Origin of the sequence: Kitasatospora sp. HPM-01-4 (assembly GCF_051374625.1) — a bacterium.
Lineage (GTDB): Bacteria > Actinomycetota > Actinomycetes > Streptomycetales > Streptomycetaceae > Kitasatospora.
The window spans coordinates 1-14,364 of record NZ_JBPQGP010000006.1 but is presented as its reverse complement, the minus strand read 5'-3'; the positions used below and the strand labels follow the sequence as shown (position 1 = coordinate 14,364).

Genomic DNA, 14,364 nt, shown 5'->3' with positions numbered 1-14,364 from the left:
GAAAAAGCGACACCGCAGATCGTCCAAACCTGCTAGATAACTCGGAGGAAACGGCATGTTCAACGCCGGCGACGAAGTGCTGATCGTCTCGTGTGAGGACGACCCCCGGGCCGTGGGGAGGACCGGCCGGATCGTGGACGAGGTCCCGCCCGGCCCGCTCACGGGCGGCCGGTGGACCGTCCACCGGATCGGCTGGCTGATCGGCACGGTCCTGTGCCACGGCCACGAGCTCAAGCCCACCGGCCGCTGACCGACGAAGGAGAGCCAGCGATGCTGAACCGCCTCCTGCGGCTCCTCGGCCACCGGCCCCAGCCGACCGTGCCCCCGGCCCGCTACCTCCCGCTGCTGGAGACCCCGGCCCCGGCCGCCGCCCCGGCACCGAGGCAGGACAGCGAGCCGAGGCACCTCGCCCCCTACGAGCTGGCCGGCACCCGCTGCCCGCATTGCGACCGCCCCGCCGCCTCGGGCACGTTCCAGTGGCGCGACCGCGGCTCCTTCCAGCTCCTGTCCCGCTACACCTACCGCTGCACCGCTGGCCACCCCTGGATCCACGAGACCGACGGCGGCTGACCTATCCAGTGGGCTAGCTGGCAAGCCAGCTAGCCCACTCGTCCAGACCTCCAGACCAGACACCGCGAGGAGTCCGTCCATGTCCCGCACGCCGAACCTCCCCGACGCCGACGTCCGCTACCTCTACGACCTCGACCGGCTCCACCACACCATGTCCATCGCGGGCGCCGAGGCCAGGATCCGCACGGAAGCCGCCCACTACGGCGCGCTCGTCCGCGAGTGGAACACCGCCGAGGGCGGCCAGCCGCTGCGGGTGGTCCGGGTCGAGTACCCCGACGCCGCCCCGGAGGGCTACCCCTTCCAGATCGAGATCCCGGCCTGGTACCGGGTGGCCGGCACCACCGAGTCCACCGTGCTCGGCTGGGGCGACGACTTCCCGGAGCCGCCCGCCCCGGCGGCGGCCTTCGAGGACCTCGCCCGCGAGGCCGGCTGGATGACCCAGATGGTGCTCACCGCCGACGTCGCCGCCGTCACCGCCGGCCGCGACGCCTACTACAACGGCGGTGCCATCGTGAACCCGGCGTACGCCCGGACCCACTTCACCCTCACCTGGAAGCGGGACGCCGCCGGCTGGTGGCGCCTGCGGACCCAGGAGAGCGTCACCGACGGCATGCGCTGGGGCTCGGGCTGGAGCAGCCAGTCCCGGATCCACGCCCACATCGCCGAGCACCCGGTCGCCGGCGAGCCCGCGGTGGTCTGACCCTTCCCCTTCTCCTGGCTGGCTAGCTGGCATGCCAGCTAGCCAGCCAGCCGTTTGACCAGCACGAACACCCGGAACCGAATCAGAGGAGAGAGCGCACATGACCAGCATCGACCCACAGGACGCCGCCCAGATCCGCCTGGTCGGCAAAGAGCTCCGCGCCAGCCTGGGCATCCTCGCCGAAATGGCCGAGCAGGCCGGGCCCGAAGCCCGGCTGCTGATCCTGGACCAGCTGTGGCCGTGGGGCCAGGTTCTGGAGGCCGGCGTCCTCCCGGCCCTCGCCGACCTGCTGACCGCCGCGGTGCGGGGGATGGGACCGGAGGAGGCGGCCAGCGCCGCCTACCTGGAGGAGGCCAGCGGCTGCATCGAGGACACCGTCGGGGGCGAGCGCATCGAGCGCGCACAGCTGCTGCTCGCCGAGATGCTGTCGGCCAGGGCAGACGACCGCCCCACCCCGCAGACCCCGGTCGGCGGAGAGCACGACTTCGAGGACCTGGTCACCGGCCCGGGCGATCTCGTCTGAACCCGCCCGCGCTGTCCGACCCGTACGACACCATGAACCCGGGGGCCCGCCACCGCGCGGCCCCCGGCCCGTTTCCCAGGGAGACCAACCCGTGAGCGACACCTCCACCGCCGGCGACACCGTGCTCGCCCTGCTGCCCGACATCCCCGAGGTCCTCGCGGTGCTCGACACCGTGGACGATCCGCTGATCGCCTGGCTCCAGCCGGTCGCCGACCTCGGCCCCGACGAGGAGGACTGGCAGCTGCCCGACACCCTCGACGTCGCGCTCGTCACCGCGGCCTGGGACCGCATCCTGGGCCTGCGCCCGGAGCCGCTGACCCGGCGCGACGACGAGCGCGAGGGCGTGCCCGACGCCTACACGCTGGAGACCGCCGCCACCGGCTACCAGCGCGCCTCGCTCTACCCGGTGCCCGTGCCCCGCGCGGACCTCGCGGTGATGGCTGGCCTGCTGGAGCACCTGCGCCGCGCGCTGGCCCGGGACCGGCCCGCTGACCACAGCGACCTCGCCCAGATCCTGCGGGACGCGGCCGACCGACTCACCGAGAAGCGCGGCTACCCCGCCCCCCGGCACCGGTACGAGGCCGAGGACTTGGTCGCCGACCTGGAGACCGCGCTGGAGATGCTCGACCCCGGACAGGACCCCGACGCCGCGCTGCTGCTGGAGGCGATCGGCACCCCGGCCGAGGGCAGCACGGTCACGCTCTCCGGCGCCGCGGCCCAGGCGTACGACCGGTGGACCGGCCGCCTGATCACCAAGGCCGTCCGTAACCCGACCGAAGCCGCCCTCACCCGCTGGGCGAACTGAGAAGAGGGCACCATGGAGCACATGAACGACAGCAGCGGGATCGAGGAGCTGCGCAACCGCGTCGAGGCCCTGGAGGCCGAGATGGAGCGGGTGCGCGAGCAGGCCGGCAGCGCGCACACCCTCGCCGCGCTCGCCGACCGCGACGCCGCCGAGGTCCGCGCGGTGGGCCGAGCCAACAACCAGCTGCTGACCGCGCTGCGCGACACCCAGCGCGAGCAGGGAGAGGGCCTGGCCGCGCTGCAGCGCGCCGTCGAGTCGATGGCCCTCGCTGTCGGCGGCCTGGCCACTGGGCAGGCCGCTCTCCAGGAAGGGCAGCAGGCGATCCTCGCCGAGCTCCGGGCCCTGCGCGGCGGGGGCACCGCCGACAGCTGACCGCCGAACCGGCAGCACCTCCCGCGAGCCCCCGGCCGGCCGGGGGCTCGCCGCTTCCCCGGCGCTCCATCCCGCGCGCAATCTCGCTAGATAATTCGCCCTCCGCGCCGCTCCGCACGACCGGTTCACCGCCGCCGGGGGACCTCGCGCCGTCAGCGGAGGCGGACCCGGGTGGCCGTTCCCGTCGGCCGCCGGCCGACGCCGGAGCCCCGGGGGCTCCGGCATGATGGTGCCCTTGAGCGGCCCAGCAGAGCAGGTGCCGCCTGGTCGCCGAGCAGGCCAGGGCGTTGGCCGCCCAGTCCCGCCCGACGACCAGGAGCCAGGTATGCCCCGGCGCTTCGCTTGGGGCACCTGGCCCGCGGCTCGCTTACGCTCGCCAGCGGGAAGCCGGCCCCGAGGGGGCCGGTCGGCGCGCGGCCCGGGGGGCCGCTTGCCGCGCCGCCGCCGCGCCCTTGGGGGCGCGTTGGCGGCACCCGCGAGCGACGGACAGCGGAGGTAGGACGATGGCGGGCGGACGGCTCACCGAGGCGGGGCACCGGACGAACACGATCTCGGTGCGGATCTCGGACGCGGAGCTGGAGCGGTGGGAGGCCGCCCGCGCGCAGACCGCCCGCAAGGAGAAGGGCGCCTGGATCCGCGCGGTGGTCGAGGAGGCGCTGAACGGCCACCCCGGGGTGCCGGGCGACGTGCCGCGCGTGCCGGAGATCAACCGCCGGGCGTACGAGGAGCTGGCGGCGATCGGCAACAACCTCAACCAGCTCGTCCGCTACACCCACCAGGAGAGCCAGCTCCACCACGACCTGCTGAACCTGCTGGAGCGGATCGGCGACGCGGCACTGGCGGTGCGCGGCATGAAGCCGTTCGACGAGGACGACGACCAGGAGCAGGCCGACGCCGCCGGCGGCGCCGAGGCCGGGGCCGTCGAGCGGTGATCGCCAACATCACCAAGGGCCGCCGGGCGTACGGCGGCCTCGCGTACGACCACGGGCCCGGCCGCCACGACGAGCACCTCGACCCGCGCATCGTCGCCTCCACCGTGCCCGGCACCTGGCAGCAGGTGGCCCGCACGATCGACCACCACCTCGGCTACCGGCCGGAGATCAAGAAGGCCGTGTGGCGGTGCTCGCTGTCGCTGCCGGACGAGGACGGCGCACTGCCGGACGCGCAGTGGGCGGAGATCGCCCGCTCCTTCGTCGAGCAGATGGGCTTCGGGACCTGCGACTGGGTCGCGGTGCGGCACGGCCAGGACCACGTCCACCTCACCGTCGCCCGGATCGACTGGGACGGCGTGCTGGTCACCGACCGGTGGGACCGGCCCCGGGCCCGCCGGGCGTGCGACCACATCGAGCGCACCCACGGCCTGGTCGCCGCACGGAGCCGGTTCCGCAAGGCCGGGCCCGGCGTGCAGTCCGGCTCGGAGCTGGCCGCCGCCCGCCGGCGCGGCGTCGAGCCGGAACGCGAGCGGGTGCGCCGCATGGTCCGCGAGGCCCGGCAGGCCGCCGCCGGGCGGGGCGAGGAGGTCTTCGAGCAGCACCTCGCCGGGCTCGGCGTGCTGTTCCGGGCGAACCGCGCCTCCACGGGCCGGATGAACGGCTACAGCTTCTCGCTGCCGGGCTGGCAGGCCCGCGGCGGCGCCGAGGTCTTCGTGAAGGCCAGCGAGGTGGCGCCGGACCTGGCGTGGTCGAAGCTCGCGCCGGTGCTGGTGCGGCAGGACCCGCCCGCCCCCGACGGCACGGCACCCGGTCCGGCGCCCGACGCCGCGCCTCCCGCACCGCAGGCCACCCACGAGGGGGCGGCACACCGGGCGGAGGACGTCGCGGCCCCGGACCCGGCCGCGCGGCTGCTGGCCCACTACCGCAGCGCGGCGGAGGCCATCGCCGACACCGAACCGGCCCCGCCCGCCGACCCGGCCCGCCGACTCCTCCAGCACCGCACCGCCCAGGCCGGGCAGCCGCCCACCAAGAACGAGCACCAGGACGCGCCCGCCGCAGCGTCCTGGACCGAGCGGCCCGGTGGCGACCTCACCGACCAGCAACTGGCCACCCGGGTCACCGCCGCCCGCACCCGCGCCCAGCAGCTGCTCGCCGACCTCGCCACCCGCCGCGAGGACGTCGTCCGCTGGGAGCGCGCCGCCTCCGGGAAGTCCGGCGAGGGCACCACCGCCCTCACCCACCAGCTGGAGGCCCTGCGCGAGGCCGCCCGCCTGCACCACCAGGCCGCCGAGCACCGCCGCCTGGCCGCCGAGCAGGAGACCCTCGCCCAGGGCCTGCGCCGGGCCGAGGCCGACGCCGCCAAGCAGGCCCGCCGCTCCAAGCTCGTCCTGGCGGTGCTCGGCACCACGAAGGAGGCCGAGAAGGCCCTCGCCGAGGAGGCCGGCCGCCGCGCGGTGGTCGCCGAGACCGCCAGGGACGACGCCCAGCAGCGCGCCGCCGAGGCCCTGCACGGCGCGCTGGCCGCCGCGCCCGGCGTCACCGACCCGGGCGCCGAGCTGATCCGGATGACCTCGAACCTGCCCGCCCTCACCGCGCAGGCCCACGCCGAGGACGCCGCCCGGCGCGGCGCCGCCGTCGCCTGGCTCGACACCGCCCGCACCGCCGCGCTGACCACCGAGCGCCAGCTCGACCAGGCCGTCGCCGCCCTGCGCCCGCTCGCCGCCGAGGACCGCCTCCGGGCCGCCCGCACCCCCGAGCAGAACCGCGCCGAGGACGCCGAGCGGCACCAGGCCCGCCGCGCCGCCGTCGCCCGCAGCCGCTCCACCACCGGCGGCCGGCCCGCCCCGGGCACCGCGAAGGGCAAACCGGTCTCCAAGCCCGCACCCCGGCCGGTCGACCCACCCGGACACGACCGCGGGCGCGGCCTAGGGCGCTGACCGACCGGGCCCGGCCGCCGGTCTCAGCCGCCGCTTCCTGCCTCGCACACGCCGCGTACGGCGTCGCGGATGTCGAGGACCATCACGCCGTCGATCCGCTCGATGCCGCCGGAGCCGAAGCGGACCCACAGCGGGAAGGCCCCGGCGTCCCGGGCGAAGGTGAGCTTCTGCGCAGACGACGGGTTGGGCGCGGAGTCGATCTCCACCACGATGTCCAGGCCGCCCGGCAGCCAGATCACCACGTCCAGGCGCCCGTACCGGCCCTTGCCGTCCGGCACCACGGGCACCCGCAGCTCCTTGTAGGTGCGCGCGAGATGCTCCAGCGGGCTGTCGTGCACGAACTCGTCCTTCAAAGAGAGCACCGCCCGGGTCAGGCTCCGAGTGAGTTCGGCGGTGGTGGGCGGGCGGTGGCCGTCCGCTCGGTTCGCGGCGACGGCCTCGGCGGCGTTCTGCGACCAGTCGGCCAGGACCTCGCCCAGCAGCCAGGCCAGGTTCTCCAGGTGGTCCTGCGGTGCGCGGTGGGGCCCGCGTCCGGTGAGCTGGTGGAGCCAGCCCTGGGCCCAGTGCGCCTGGTCGAGGATCCGCAGCACGCCCTCCTGGGCCGCGGCCCGCCCGGCGTCCGCCGTGGAGGGCAGCAGGGTTGCGGCGGTGGCCGTCACCTTCGCCAGCACCCGGTCACGTTCGCCGTCCTTGCCCATGACCTCCTCGGCGGCGATGGCGCCCTGGAGGTGCTTGGCCGCCCACCACCGCCACTCGGTCGCCAGCGGGGCCGGGACGTCCGGCGCCAGGACGACGGCGTCCAGCAGCCCGGCCGCCCGGCCGGCGGCGGCCTTCGCCGCAGCCGACAGCTCCGCCTTCATCCGCGGCTCGTTCTCCTGCCACCATTCCTGCTGGCACGTCCAGCACCGGCCGCGCTTCTTCGCCGCCGCCTCCGAGGTGACCATCGCGGTGTGCCCGCACACGGGGTACCTGTAGGAAACCCGGTAGCCGACACACTCCCGGCAGGCCGCGACATCGCCGCCCTTCCACTTCGGCAGCGCGGTGCGGTTGGAGATGTTCTCCTCCCACTCGTGCCCGGCCGTACACCGCCACCACACCGCGACCTGCATCTTCGGCGTCGCCGTCTCCGGCGTCAGCCCACCGTTGCGCTCCTGGAGCCACATCGCGGCGACCTGCGGATACGCCTCGGCCAGTGACACACCTAGCGAACGCGCCACACCCGTCCCCTCCCTAAATTGCGGCCAGGGCCCTCCCTGGCCCGATGCCGGGCCGACGGCCCGCGCCTCGGCTCAACGACACCCCGCACCCGGCCGTTCCTGGTCCGCGGCGTCGGCCAGGTGGTCGGCGAGCCGGGCGGCCAGGCCGTGGCCGGGATGGCGCTCCAGCCGGTTGCGCCGGCGGTTGTACCGCTGCGTCGTCCTCGGGTCGCGGTGGTCGGCCGCGTCCTGGACGTCCTCCAGCTTGTCGCCGGCCTCCAGGGCGTCGGTGATGCCGTCGCCGCGCAGCACGTGCGGGTGGATCGAGTCGGCCTGCGGCAGGTCGGCCCGGCGCGCCAAGCGCCGCAGCATCTTCCACACCTCCGGCTCCCGCAGCCTCGCGCCGCTCCTGGTGACGAACAGCGGGCCCGAGGCCCGGCCGTCGAGATAGTCCGTCAGCGCGTGCCAGACGATCGGCGGCACCGCCTTGCGCTTGACCTTGCCGCCCTTCACCCGGACCCGCAGCACGTGGTGGCCGCGGTCGTAGCCGAGGTCGGCGACGTCGGCGGCCAGCAGCGAGTCCACCCGCAGGAACAGCACGTACAGGCAGAGCACGAGGGCGTACGCGCGCTTGCTCAGCGCCCGGGCGGCCTCGACCAGCCGCAGGTTCTCCTCCGGGGTGAGGCCCTCGGTCGCGGAGTGGTCCGGGTCGATCGCCGGGCGCAGGACGTCGGCGAACGGGTCGCCGACCTTCAGCGCCTTCGTCCGCACCGCGTGGCTGTAGAAGCTGCTGTTCGCGGAGAGCACGTTGGCGCGGGCGGCGTCGGAGTACGGCTCGCCGGTCGGCGCCAGCTCGCCGCGGGCACCGCCGCGCACCCGCACCAGGGTGGGCGCGGCCTCCAGGTGCCGGGCGAAGGCGTCCGCCAGGGCGGGCACCGCGGCGAGCGGGTGGTGGCCGCGCTCGGCGCAGTACCGGCCCCACACCCGGAAGTGCCGGGCGTAGGTCTTCCGGGTGTTCGAGCTGCGGTAGTGGGCGACCCAGGCCCCGGCGAGGTCGGGCAGCAAGTCGTCCTCGCCCCACTCGGCGGCCAGGTCCTCGCGCAGCCGGCGGGCCTCCTCCGGCCAGTCGTCCCGGGGGTCGAGCGGGGTGGCGGGCGCGACGGCGCCCGCCGCTGGTATCACCAGGTCGGTGCTCACCCGTTCTCCAGCCCGGCCTGGGGCGCCACCTCGGCGAGCAGGGCGCGCATCGTGTCCGGGTCGCCGACCTCGTAGCCCAGCGCCCGCAGGCCCCGCGCCGCGGCGTCGGTCCGCTCGCGGCAGTCGGCCAGCTCGTCGGGCGTGCCGATGCCGCCCCGGTTCAGGCTCTCCCGCAGTCGCACCTCGGGCTCCAGGCAGACGGCAAGGACGTCCATCACCTCGTCGGGGCTGAGCCGCTCGGTCCCGACGACGACGCCCTGGTGGCGCCGCGCGATGCGCGGCAGCGCGTAGTCGGCCGTGTCGGGGGCGGACCGGGCGATCCGGGCCAGGCCCTCGAAGTAGGAGTCGATGGCGAAGCGGGCGAGCTCCGCGTCGGTGGGCAGCAACGTCATGCCCCGGACCCTACCGAAGAGAGGGAAGGATAACGGTCATTATCCTTCCCTCTTTCGGGGCACAGCGAAGGCCCGGACCGCAGTCCGGGCCTTCGCATCTGGCGGTGGGTCAGCGGTCGCCGAGGAGCTCACCGGGGTGGTTCTGGACGAGCTTGGCGAGGGCGGGCGCCATTCCGGCGGCGTAGACCTCGGTGCCGCAGCCGGAGCAGGTCACGAACAGGTGCCCGGCCCGGTCCATCTCGATCCTGGCGATGCCACCGTTGTGCCGGTACTGGTTGCTGACGATCTCACGCACGGGTTTCCTCCTCACCGAATGGGACGGGGGCGGCCCGGCCGGGCCGCCCCCGGGTGGACGGGTCAGCGGTAGTCGTTCATGTCCCCGTACACCGTGTCGATCTTGTGGCCCGCGACGTAGTCGCTGTCGCTGCCGTAGGAGATGTTGACGGTGGTCTGGTCGCCGTACCGGGTGCCGGTGTTCACGTTCTGCCCGGCGCCGCCGCCCTGGGAGCCCAGGCCCTCCAGGCCCATCGCCTTCAGGGCCGCGTCCACCGCGTCGTACGTGCTCATGTCTGCCTCCTGGCGTCTCCGGGTCTCCCTGACCCGGTAGGTTCAGTCTGACACAAGAGAGTCAGTCTGCGCAATAGGGTTCAGCTTGAATCGTTGCGCAAGCTGCACTGCATGTATCAGACTGACTCGCATGACGCATAAAACCCCCGCCCAGCTGAGGGCCGACGCCGAGGAAACCCTCCAGGAACCCGGCGCCCGACGAATCCAGCTCCAGCAAGACCTCGACACGCTCGACGCCGAGCTCCGCCCGCTGATCAGGACCGCCCGCGCCATGGAGGTCCCGCTCCGCCGGATCACCGAGCTCACCGGAGTCGCGCCGAACACCGTCCGCGCCTGGACGAAGGACGAGTGACCCAGGCGGCAAACGCCCACGCAAAAGCCCGCTCTCCAGACGGCCGGAGGGCGGGCTTTTGCGCTGCCCGGCCCGGTCCGGCCCCGGCGGCGCGATGCTGGGGACATGACCACACGGAGCACGCGGGTGTGCGCTCAGTGCCGGGCGGAGCTGCCGCAGGGCTCGCGCCGCTCGCGCCGGTACTGCTCCGCGGCCTGCCGGACCCGGGGCTGGCGAACGATGCGCGCCCGGCGGGCGGCCATCGACGCCGGCGGCGAGGCGATCCGGGCGCTGCTGGAAGGCCGTCCGCACCCGTGGCCGCAGTTCCGCTGTCGGGAGTGCGGATCGACGTGGTACGCCGCCGACACCCCGTTCCACACACGGAAGCGGTCCGACGCGATCTACTGCTCGCACCGCTGCCGCACCCGGGCTTGGCGCCGCCGCCGCGCCGTTCACCAGGCGTCACCCGTTCAGCAGCCGTCACCCGGTGACGGCTTCCGGTGACGGTATCCGCCCGCCCGGAGGATCATGGTCGGATGACACCTCCCAACCGACGCCCGCTCGGTCCCGGCCCCTCGCCCGCCGCCCCCTCGGCCGCACCGCCCACGCCCGCCCGCGCGATCTGGCCGCTGCTGCCCGCCGAGGAGCCGCCCACCGACAGCCCCGAGCAGGCCGAGCCCGACCAGGCCGAGCCCGACGACGTCGCCGCGCCGACCGGTCGCCGACCGCTGTGGGACGGGCCCCGCAGCTGACTCCCCCCGGGAACGGCTTGCCAGCTGGCTCGCATGCCTGCAAGCCCTCGGTCAGGCCGCTTCGGCCGGGTGGGAAGCGGGGAAGCCTCGTCGCCGTCCCCGGGAGGGTGGTGGAGCGGACGGGCGCGTCCGCGCCCGGCACCCCCGGCCGACCGCCTCGGCGGACCGCGCGTTCACCGCCGCCGCCCGCTCGGCCGAAGACGGCCTCCCGGCCGGCGCCGGGCGCGGCCCGCCCTCCTACCGCCCGCCAGACGCACCCAGCCCGAACTCGGCCAGCCCGAGCGGGACCACCCCCCTCACTGGGCCGAGGGAGCCACCCAACAGCGGGGGAGCACCTGCCCGGCCCACCACCGACCCCGGCCGCGGCCCCGGACCGCCGGACAGGCTATCTAGCAGGATTGAGCGACAAATCGAGGCCGTCGTCGGAAATGGCCACGAGCCCGCGCCGGGAGTCCGCCGTGAGGGTGACAACCGGCACCCCGGAGGACCCGCGTGGCGGGTTATCTCGCATGATTGCTCGCATGGGGATGCCGACGGTGCAGTTCACGGTGGCGGTGGTGGAGGAGCGGCTGCGGCTGCTCGACCTGGTGGCCGCGATGGCCGCCGGCGAGGAGCGAGCCTGGCTCGCGAAGCAGCGCGAGGGGCACCTAGGGCTGCGGGCCGGGAGGCTGGCGAAGGCCCGGCGGGCGACGCGGGAGCTGCTGTCCGAGCGGCGGGAGACCGGCCTGCTCGCCGGGAGCCGGGACTGGCTGCTGGTGCCCGGGGTCCGGGCCGAGCTCACTGCCCGCGGATGGGACCGGGACTGGCCCCCGATCCCGCCGGGGGCGCTGGCCGCCGGGCGCCGGTGGGGCACTGACCCGGGCCGCTACGAGGGCAAGCACGACGAGGGCGAGACCCGCTTCCTCGGACGGCTGGGGGTGCGGCTGCCGCACGAGGTGGGCGAGCGGCTCCAGCGCGCCTGTTACTGGCACAACGCGGAGATCGAGCGGCAGCTCCAGGAGTGGGCCGACACGTGGGGGGACGGACCCGACGTGATCATGCGCCAGTCCATCCGCGAACACGGCGGAGTGACCGTCCTCGCCGGAATGCTCGCCGCCCTTGCCACGGCCCCGCCGGCCGAGGCACTCGTCCAGCGGGGCGAGCTGCGCGCGAAGGTGGTCACCACCGGCGATGTCCTGCGCGCCGCCCTCGACCACGCCCTGGCCGCGGCCCCCGAGCGGGCCCGGCGCGAGCACACCAGGCTGCGTGGCGCCGCCGCCCAGGCCCAGCACGACGCCGCCCTGGCCGAAGAGCGCAAGCGGGAGGCCGAGGAAGACCACCAGCGCGCGGAAGCCTCCGGCAAGACAGAGGACGCCGGGGAAGCCGAGTCCCTGGCCCAGCACTGGAACTCCATGGCCATCGCACACCGCTTCCACGCCGAACGACTCAGCATCCAGGCCACCGAGGTACGCGACCTCATCGACCAGCTGAACACCCTCCGCGCCTGAGCCTGGTCCCCGGATCTCCGGAATCCGGGGACCAGGCGGCGACCAATCTTGCTAGATAAGCCGCCAAAGGCGTCGAAGATTCACCGAGGCTGTGCTCGGCTAGCTGGCGAGCTGACTCACCGGCTAGCCGAGCACCCCGGATCAGATCGTGGGCTTGTGCTTGGCGACCCAGGCGGCGACGGCCTGCTCCAGGGCGTCCTGCATCTCGATCCCGTCCGCAACGCAGACGAGCTTGAACCGGCGGTGCAGGTCCCGGGGGAGGTAGCTGCCGAACGGCACCCGTTCCGACTGCGCCTTCGTGGCGGCCTTCTTCACCGACCGTCGGCCGCCCGGCGCCGGGGTCGCCTTCTTCGCGGGAGCACCGCCGGCGGGCTCGGGAGTCGCCGGGGCCGCCGGGTCGATCCCGGAGTCGCCAGCCTTCCTCAACCCGCCGCCCTGCAACTGGTGCGGGGCCTTGCCCGCAGCAGCCGCCGCCTTCGCGTCCCTCAGCATCTTGTTCATGCCGCCGCCTCCAGTCCTCGGTCGAGCAGGTCCCCGTATGCGGCTTCCAGCTTCCGCGCCTGCGGGCCGGGCGCCGCAGTGATCGGCGCGCATACCGTGCGGCACTCCTCGCGCACCGCGTGGTTGTGGAGCTGAGTCTCCAGCAGGTGGTCCGCGAAGTCCGCCCTGATCTGCTCCTCCCAGTGCTTGTGGACCGCCCGGTACTCGCTGTCCCTGGGCACGATCGAGCGGTAGACCCCGGCGATGGTCAGGTCCGGGTTCGGCCCGCCCGGCGCGGTCTGGAAGCTGACCGTCTGGAGCGCCTCCCGCGCGCCGTCGTGGCCGTCGGCGGTCAACGTCGCGGGCACGAAGACGGTGTTCGCAGCGAGCAGGCCGGTGGCCACCAGCTTGCCGCCGGGCCTCGGCGGCAGGTCGAGGACCAGGAGGTCGACGTCGAGGCCAGCCAGGCCGTCGACCGCCCGCTTCAACCGGGGCTCGAACATCTGGCTATCGGCCTCCCGGCGGCCCAGCGGTCGCTCGGCCGGGAGCACCAACACGTTGTCCGGCCAGCGGGGCCCGGACGGCACCAGGACCTGGTGGACCAGCTCGGCCGGGTCACCCGGCGGCTCCTCCGCCTCCGGGTCGATGTACAGCAGGTCGTTCAACGAGAACTCCGGCGCCAGCACGCCCAGTTCCTTCGTCAGGGTGTACCGCGGGTCCAGGTCACCGCCAGCCACCCGCATCCCTCGCTTCGCCGCCACGGCGATCAACCCAGCCGCCGTCGACGTCTTCCCCACGCCCCCCTTCCCGCTGAAGAGTGCGAACACAACCGTCACCACTGGCTCCTTCCACCGACTCACCAAACAACTCGCCAGCATGCTAGCTAGCCCATCAGCCTCACCTAGACATCGCCAAGCCCGCCCCTTGCCGTGGTGTCTGCGACGGTCTGAAGTGGCCCCACCAGAACGGTCAGCAGTGGCTCCGCCAGGTGTTCGACCGGCAGGCCCGTAGTCGGCCCGGGCACAAGCGCAGCCAGCGAGAAGAGGTCGGCGACGGCGAGCTGAGCTGTCGACTGGCCGTTCGAGGGGTGGGGCCAACTTCCGCCGGGCGGATTCCACCGGAAGCCGTTCAAGACACCGTGGTCTGGGTGGTACTGCACTGGCCACCCACGAGTCGGCCCCGCGTGCCGTTGCCGACTGCGGGCCGTGCCTTTCCGGACCCGAGCCACCCAAGAGCGGGGGAGCGCACCGGGGACTCCCCCGACGTTGCCGTCTTCGCCATTCGGCACCGCTTGATGGAACACGAGAGATGGTTCTGCGGTCTCTCGGGAATCCCCTGAATCGGCCCAGGTCAGAGCTTGGTGTTCCATGTGGGCTGACCTGTGTGTTCCGGATGTTCCACGTAGCCTGCATTAACCACTACGCGTCGGGAAGAGCTGTTTAACCGGAAGACGTGGAACATCCGGAACATGATCTTGAAAGCCCGGTGTTTGCGATCATGAAAACAGCCCCCGCAGTAACCCTGCGGGGGCCGTTTCGGTAACGCTCTGCTACATGTCTTCCGCGTCGTCCATCTTCACGCCGTCCACAACGAACCTGACGCCGACCCACGCCCAGTAGGTGGCCGGGACCGCCGGCGGCTGCAGCATCGACGTCACCAATGCAGGCCGGGACAAGTTGGGCTTCTGCCGGATCTTGCGCCGTTCCACGGCGTTGCCGCTGGTTTCGTCGTGCCCCTCAAACCGGGCGACGAACGTCTTATCCGCCCACTTGGCGTGCCCCCGCTCAGTCAGCCAGGCGTTGAAGGCGTCGAACAGATCCCGGGCCATGACGTGGGAGTTGGGATCGGCTTCGATCATGTTGTCCCAGTAGGACAGGATCAGGTCGCTCTGCTTGCGCCACTTCCTGGTCGCCTCGACCACGTGGGTCGGAGGCTGCGGCATCACCCGGTCGGCCTGGTACCACCGGGTAGCCCCCTCCACGAGCCAGGCCAGAACTGCGGCGCGCTGCTGCTTGCCCTGCTTGAGCCGGACGCGCAGCCCTGGGTCGCCAACCCTCTCGTTGGGGCCCTTCGGCTCCTGGCCGGGCTTGAGGAACTTGAAGGGGAACTGGAGCAGGAGCAGG

Annotated in this window: 20 protein-coding genes; 12 read left to right on the top strand and 8 right to left on the bottom strand. The window is 73.6% G+C overall.

From position 1 onward, the window contains the following. The first annotated feature begins 55 nt into the window (after positions 1–55). The 8 genes from ACSMTC_RS39540 (at position 56) to ACSMTC_RS39505 (ending at position 5,839) form a co-directional block, all read left to right on the top strand. Positions 56–250 (top strand): hypothetical protein, encoded by a 195-nt coding sequence (locus tag ACSMTC_RS39540; protein ID WP_436564954.1) that lies wholly within the window; start codon positions 56–58, stop codon positions 248–250. Positions 251–270: 20 nt separating this feature from the next. Next, the gene (locus tag ACSMTC_RS39535; protein WP_436564953.1) at positions 271–570 is read left to right on the top strand and encodes a hypothetical protein; all 300 of its coding nucleotides are present in this window, start codon (positions 271–273) and stop codon (positions 568–570) included. Between the two features lie 79 nt (positions 571–649). Continuing rightward, a complete protein-coding gene (locus ACSMTC_RS39530) occupies positions 650–1,270 on the top strand; it encodes a hypothetical protein (RefSeq protein ID WP_436564952.1) in 621 nt (206 codons plus the stop codon). 100 nt (positions 1,271–1,370) lie between these two features. Then, positions 1,371–1,793 carry a hypothetical protein gene (locus ACSMTC_RS39525; protein WP_436564951.1) on the top strand — a complete coding sequence of 141 codons (423 nt, stop codon included), beginning with the start codon at positions 1,371–1,373 and terminating at the stop codon, positions 1,791–1,793. A gap of 91 nt (positions 1,794–1,884) precedes the next feature. Then, positions 1,885–2,598: a hypothetical protein gene (locus ACSMTC_RS39520; RefSeq protein WP_436564950.1), complete on the top strand. Its 714-nt coding sequence runs from the start codon at positions 1,885–1,887 to the stop codon at positions 2,596–2,598. Between the two features lie 21 nt (positions 2,599–2,619). Beyond that, the gene (locus ACSMTC_RS39515) at positions 2,620–2,970 is read left to right on the top strand and encodes a hypothetical protein (RefSeq protein ID WP_436564949.1); all 351 of its coding nucleotides are present in this window, start codon (positions 2,620–2,622) and stop codon (positions 2,968–2,970) included. A 503-nt stretch (positions 2,971–3,473) separates the two neighbouring features. Beyond that, the gene (locus ACSMTC_RS39510) at positions 3,474–3,902 is read left to right on the top strand and encodes a MobC domain-containing protein (RefSeq protein WP_436564948.1); all 429 of its coding nucleotides are present in this window, start codon (positions 3,474–3,476) and stop codon (positions 3,900–3,902) included. Further along, positions 3,899–5,839 (top strand): relaxase/mobilization nuclease domain-containing protein, encoded by a 1,941-nt coding sequence (locus ACSMTC_RS39505; protein ID WP_436564947.1) that lies wholly within the window; start codon positions 3,899–3,901, stop codon positions 5,837–5,839. The genes ACSMTC_RS39510 and ACSMTC_RS39505 overlap by 4 nt, the downstream gene beginning before the upstream one ends. Positions 5,840–5,862: 23 nt before the next feature. Here the strand turns inward: ACSMTC_RS39505 and ACSMTC_RS39500 are convergent, their stop codons facing one another. The 5 genes from ACSMTC_RS39500 to ACSMTC_RS39480 all read right to left on the bottom strand — a co-directional run bounded on the left by ACSMTC_RS39500 (position 5,863) and on the right by ACSMTC_RS39480 (position 9,191). After that, complete coding sequence (locus tag ACSMTC_RS39500) at positions 5,863–7,056, bottom strand: zinc-ribbon domain-containing protein (protein WP_436564946.1); 1,194 nt, start codon at positions 7,054–7,056, stop codon at positions 5,863–5,865. A 72-nt stretch (positions 7,057–7,128) separates the two neighbouring features. After that, positions 7,129–8,232 carry a tyrosine-type recombinase/integrase gene (locus tag ACSMTC_RS39495; protein ID WP_436564945.1) on the bottom strand — a complete coding sequence of 368 codons (1,104 nt, stop codon included), beginning with the start codon at positions 8,230–8,232 and terminating at the stop codon, positions 7,129–7,131. Next, on the bottom strand, positions 8,229–8,624 hold the full coding sequence (locus ACSMTC_RS39490) for a hypothetical protein (protein ID WP_436564944.1): 396 nt from the start codon (positions 8,622–8,624) through the stop codon (positions 8,229–8,231). The genes ACSMTC_RS39495 and ACSMTC_RS39490 overlap by 4 nt, the downstream gene beginning before the upstream one ends. 109 nt (positions 8,625–8,733) lie before the next feature. Beyond that, positions 8,734–8,919, bottom strand: a complete 186-nt coding sequence (locus tag ACSMTC_RS39485) for a hypothetical protein (RefSeq protein ID WP_436564943.1) — start codon at positions 8,917–8,919, stop codon at positions 8,734–8,736. 62 nt (positions 8,920–8,981) lie between these two features. Continuing rightward, complete coding sequence (locus tag ACSMTC_RS39480) at positions 8,982–9,191, bottom strand: hypothetical protein (protein ID WP_436564942.1); 210 nt, start codon at positions 9,189–9,191, stop codon at positions 8,982–8,984. 130 nt (positions 9,192–9,321) lie between these two features. Here ACSMTC_RS39480 and ACSMTC_RS39475 point away from each other — a divergent pair, with 130 nt between their 5' ends. The 4 genes from ACSMTC_RS39475 (at position 9,322) to ACSMTC_RS39460 (ending at position 11,761) form a co-directional block, all read left to right on the top strand. Next, on the top strand, positions 9,322–9,543 hold the full coding sequence (locus ACSMTC_RS39475; protein WP_436564941.1) for a hypothetical protein: 222 nt from the start codon (positions 9,322–9,324) through the stop codon (positions 9,541–9,543). A 105-nt stretch (positions 9,544–9,648) separates the two neighbouring features. Continuing rightward, the gene (locus ACSMTC_RS39470) at positions 9,649–10,026 is read left to right on the top strand and encodes a hypothetical protein (protein ID WP_436564940.1); all 378 of its coding nucleotides are present in this window, start codon (positions 9,649–9,651) and stop codon (positions 10,024–10,026) included. A gap of 32 nt (positions 10,027–10,058) precedes the next feature. Further along, entirely contained in the window at positions 10,059–10,274 is a 216-nt protein-coding gene (locus ACSMTC_RS39465) for a hypothetical protein (protein ID WP_436564939.1), read from the top strand. 521 nt (positions 10,275–10,795) lie between these two features. Further along, entirely contained in the window at positions 10,796–11,761 is a 966-nt protein-coding gene (locus ACSMTC_RS39460) for a hypothetical protein (protein WP_436564938.1), read from the top strand. A gap of 141 nt (positions 11,762–11,902) precedes the next feature. Here the strand turns inward: ACSMTC_RS39460 and ACSMTC_RS39455 are convergent, their stop codons facing one another. From ACSMTC_RS39455 to ACSMTC_RS39445, 3 genes are all read right to left on the bottom strand, one after another. Next, positions 11,903–12,262 (bottom strand): hypothetical protein, encoded by a 360-nt coding sequence (locus ACSMTC_RS39455; RefSeq protein ID WP_436564937.1) that lies wholly within the window; start codon positions 12,260–12,262, stop codon positions 11,903–11,905. Beyond that, positions 12,259–13,077 carry a ParA family protein gene (locus ACSMTC_RS39450; protein ID WP_436564936.1) on the bottom strand — a complete coding sequence of 273 codons (819 nt, stop codon included), beginning with the start codon at positions 13,075–13,077 and terminating at the stop codon, positions 12,259–12,261. The genes ACSMTC_RS39455 and ACSMTC_RS39450 overlap by 4 nt, the downstream gene beginning before the upstream one ends. A gap of 713 nt (positions 13,078–13,790) precedes the next feature. Further along, the coding region (locus ACSMTC_RS39445) for a primase-like DNA-binding domain-containing protein (RefSeq protein ID WP_436564935.1) at positions 13,791–14,364 on the bottom strand (574 nt) is incomplete at its 5' end.

Bases quoted from the DNA above. Each gene is read 5' to 3' on its own strand.
- ACSMTC_RS39540 (WP_436564954.1), top strand. From the start codon at position 56: ATGTTCAACGCCGGCGACGAAGTGCTGATCGTCTCGTGTGAGGACGAC.
- ACSMTC_RS39535 (WP_436564953.1), top strand. From the start codon at position 271: ATGCTGAACCGCCTCCTGCGGCTCCTCGGCCACCGGCCCCAGCCGACC.
- ACSMTC_RS39530 (WP_436564952.1), top strand. From the start codon at position 650: ATGTCCCGCACGCCGAACCTCCCCGACGCCGACGTCCGCTACCTCTAC.
- ACSMTC_RS39525 (WP_436564951.1), top strand. From the start codon at position 1,371: ATGACCAGCATCGACCCACAGGACGCCGCCCAGATCCGCCTGGTCGGC.
- ACSMTC_RS39515 (WP_436564949.1), top strand. From the start codon at position 2,620: ATGAACGACAGCAGCGGGATCGAGGAGCTGCGCAACCGCGTCGAGGCC.
- ACSMTC_RS39510 (WP_436564948.1), top strand. From the start codon at position 3,474: ATGGCGGGCGGACGGCTCACCGAGGCGGGGCACCGGACGAACACGATC.
- ACSMTC_RS39490 (WP_436564944.1), bottom strand. From the start codon at position 8,624: ATGACGTTGCTGCCCACCGACGCGGAGCTCGCCCGCTTCGCCATCGAC.
- ACSMTC_RS39480 (WP_436564942.1), bottom strand. From the start codon at position 9,191: ATGAGCACGTACGACGCGGTGGACGCGGCCCTGAAGGCGATGGGCCTG.
- ACSMTC_RS39475 (WP_436564941.1), top strand. From the start codon at position 9,322: ATGACGCATAAAACCCCCGCCCAGCTGAGGGCCGACGCCGAGGAAACC.
- ACSMTC_RS39470 (WP_436564940.1), top strand. From the start codon at position 9,649: ATGACCACACGGAGCACGCGGGTGTGCGCTCAGTGCCGGGCGGAGCTG.
- ACSMTC_RS39465 (WP_436564939.1), top strand. From the start codon at position 10,059: ATGACACCTCCCAACCGACGCCCGCTCGGTCCCGGCCCCTCGCCCGCC.
- ACSMTC_RS39460 (WP_436564938.1), top strand. From the start codon at position 10,796: ATGGGGATGCCGACGGTGCAGTTCACGGTGGCGGTGGTGGAGGAGCGG.
- ACSMTC_RS39455 (WP_436564937.1), bottom strand. From the start codon at position 12,262: ATGAACAAGATGCTGAGGGACGCGAAGGCGGCGGCTGCTGCGGGCAAG.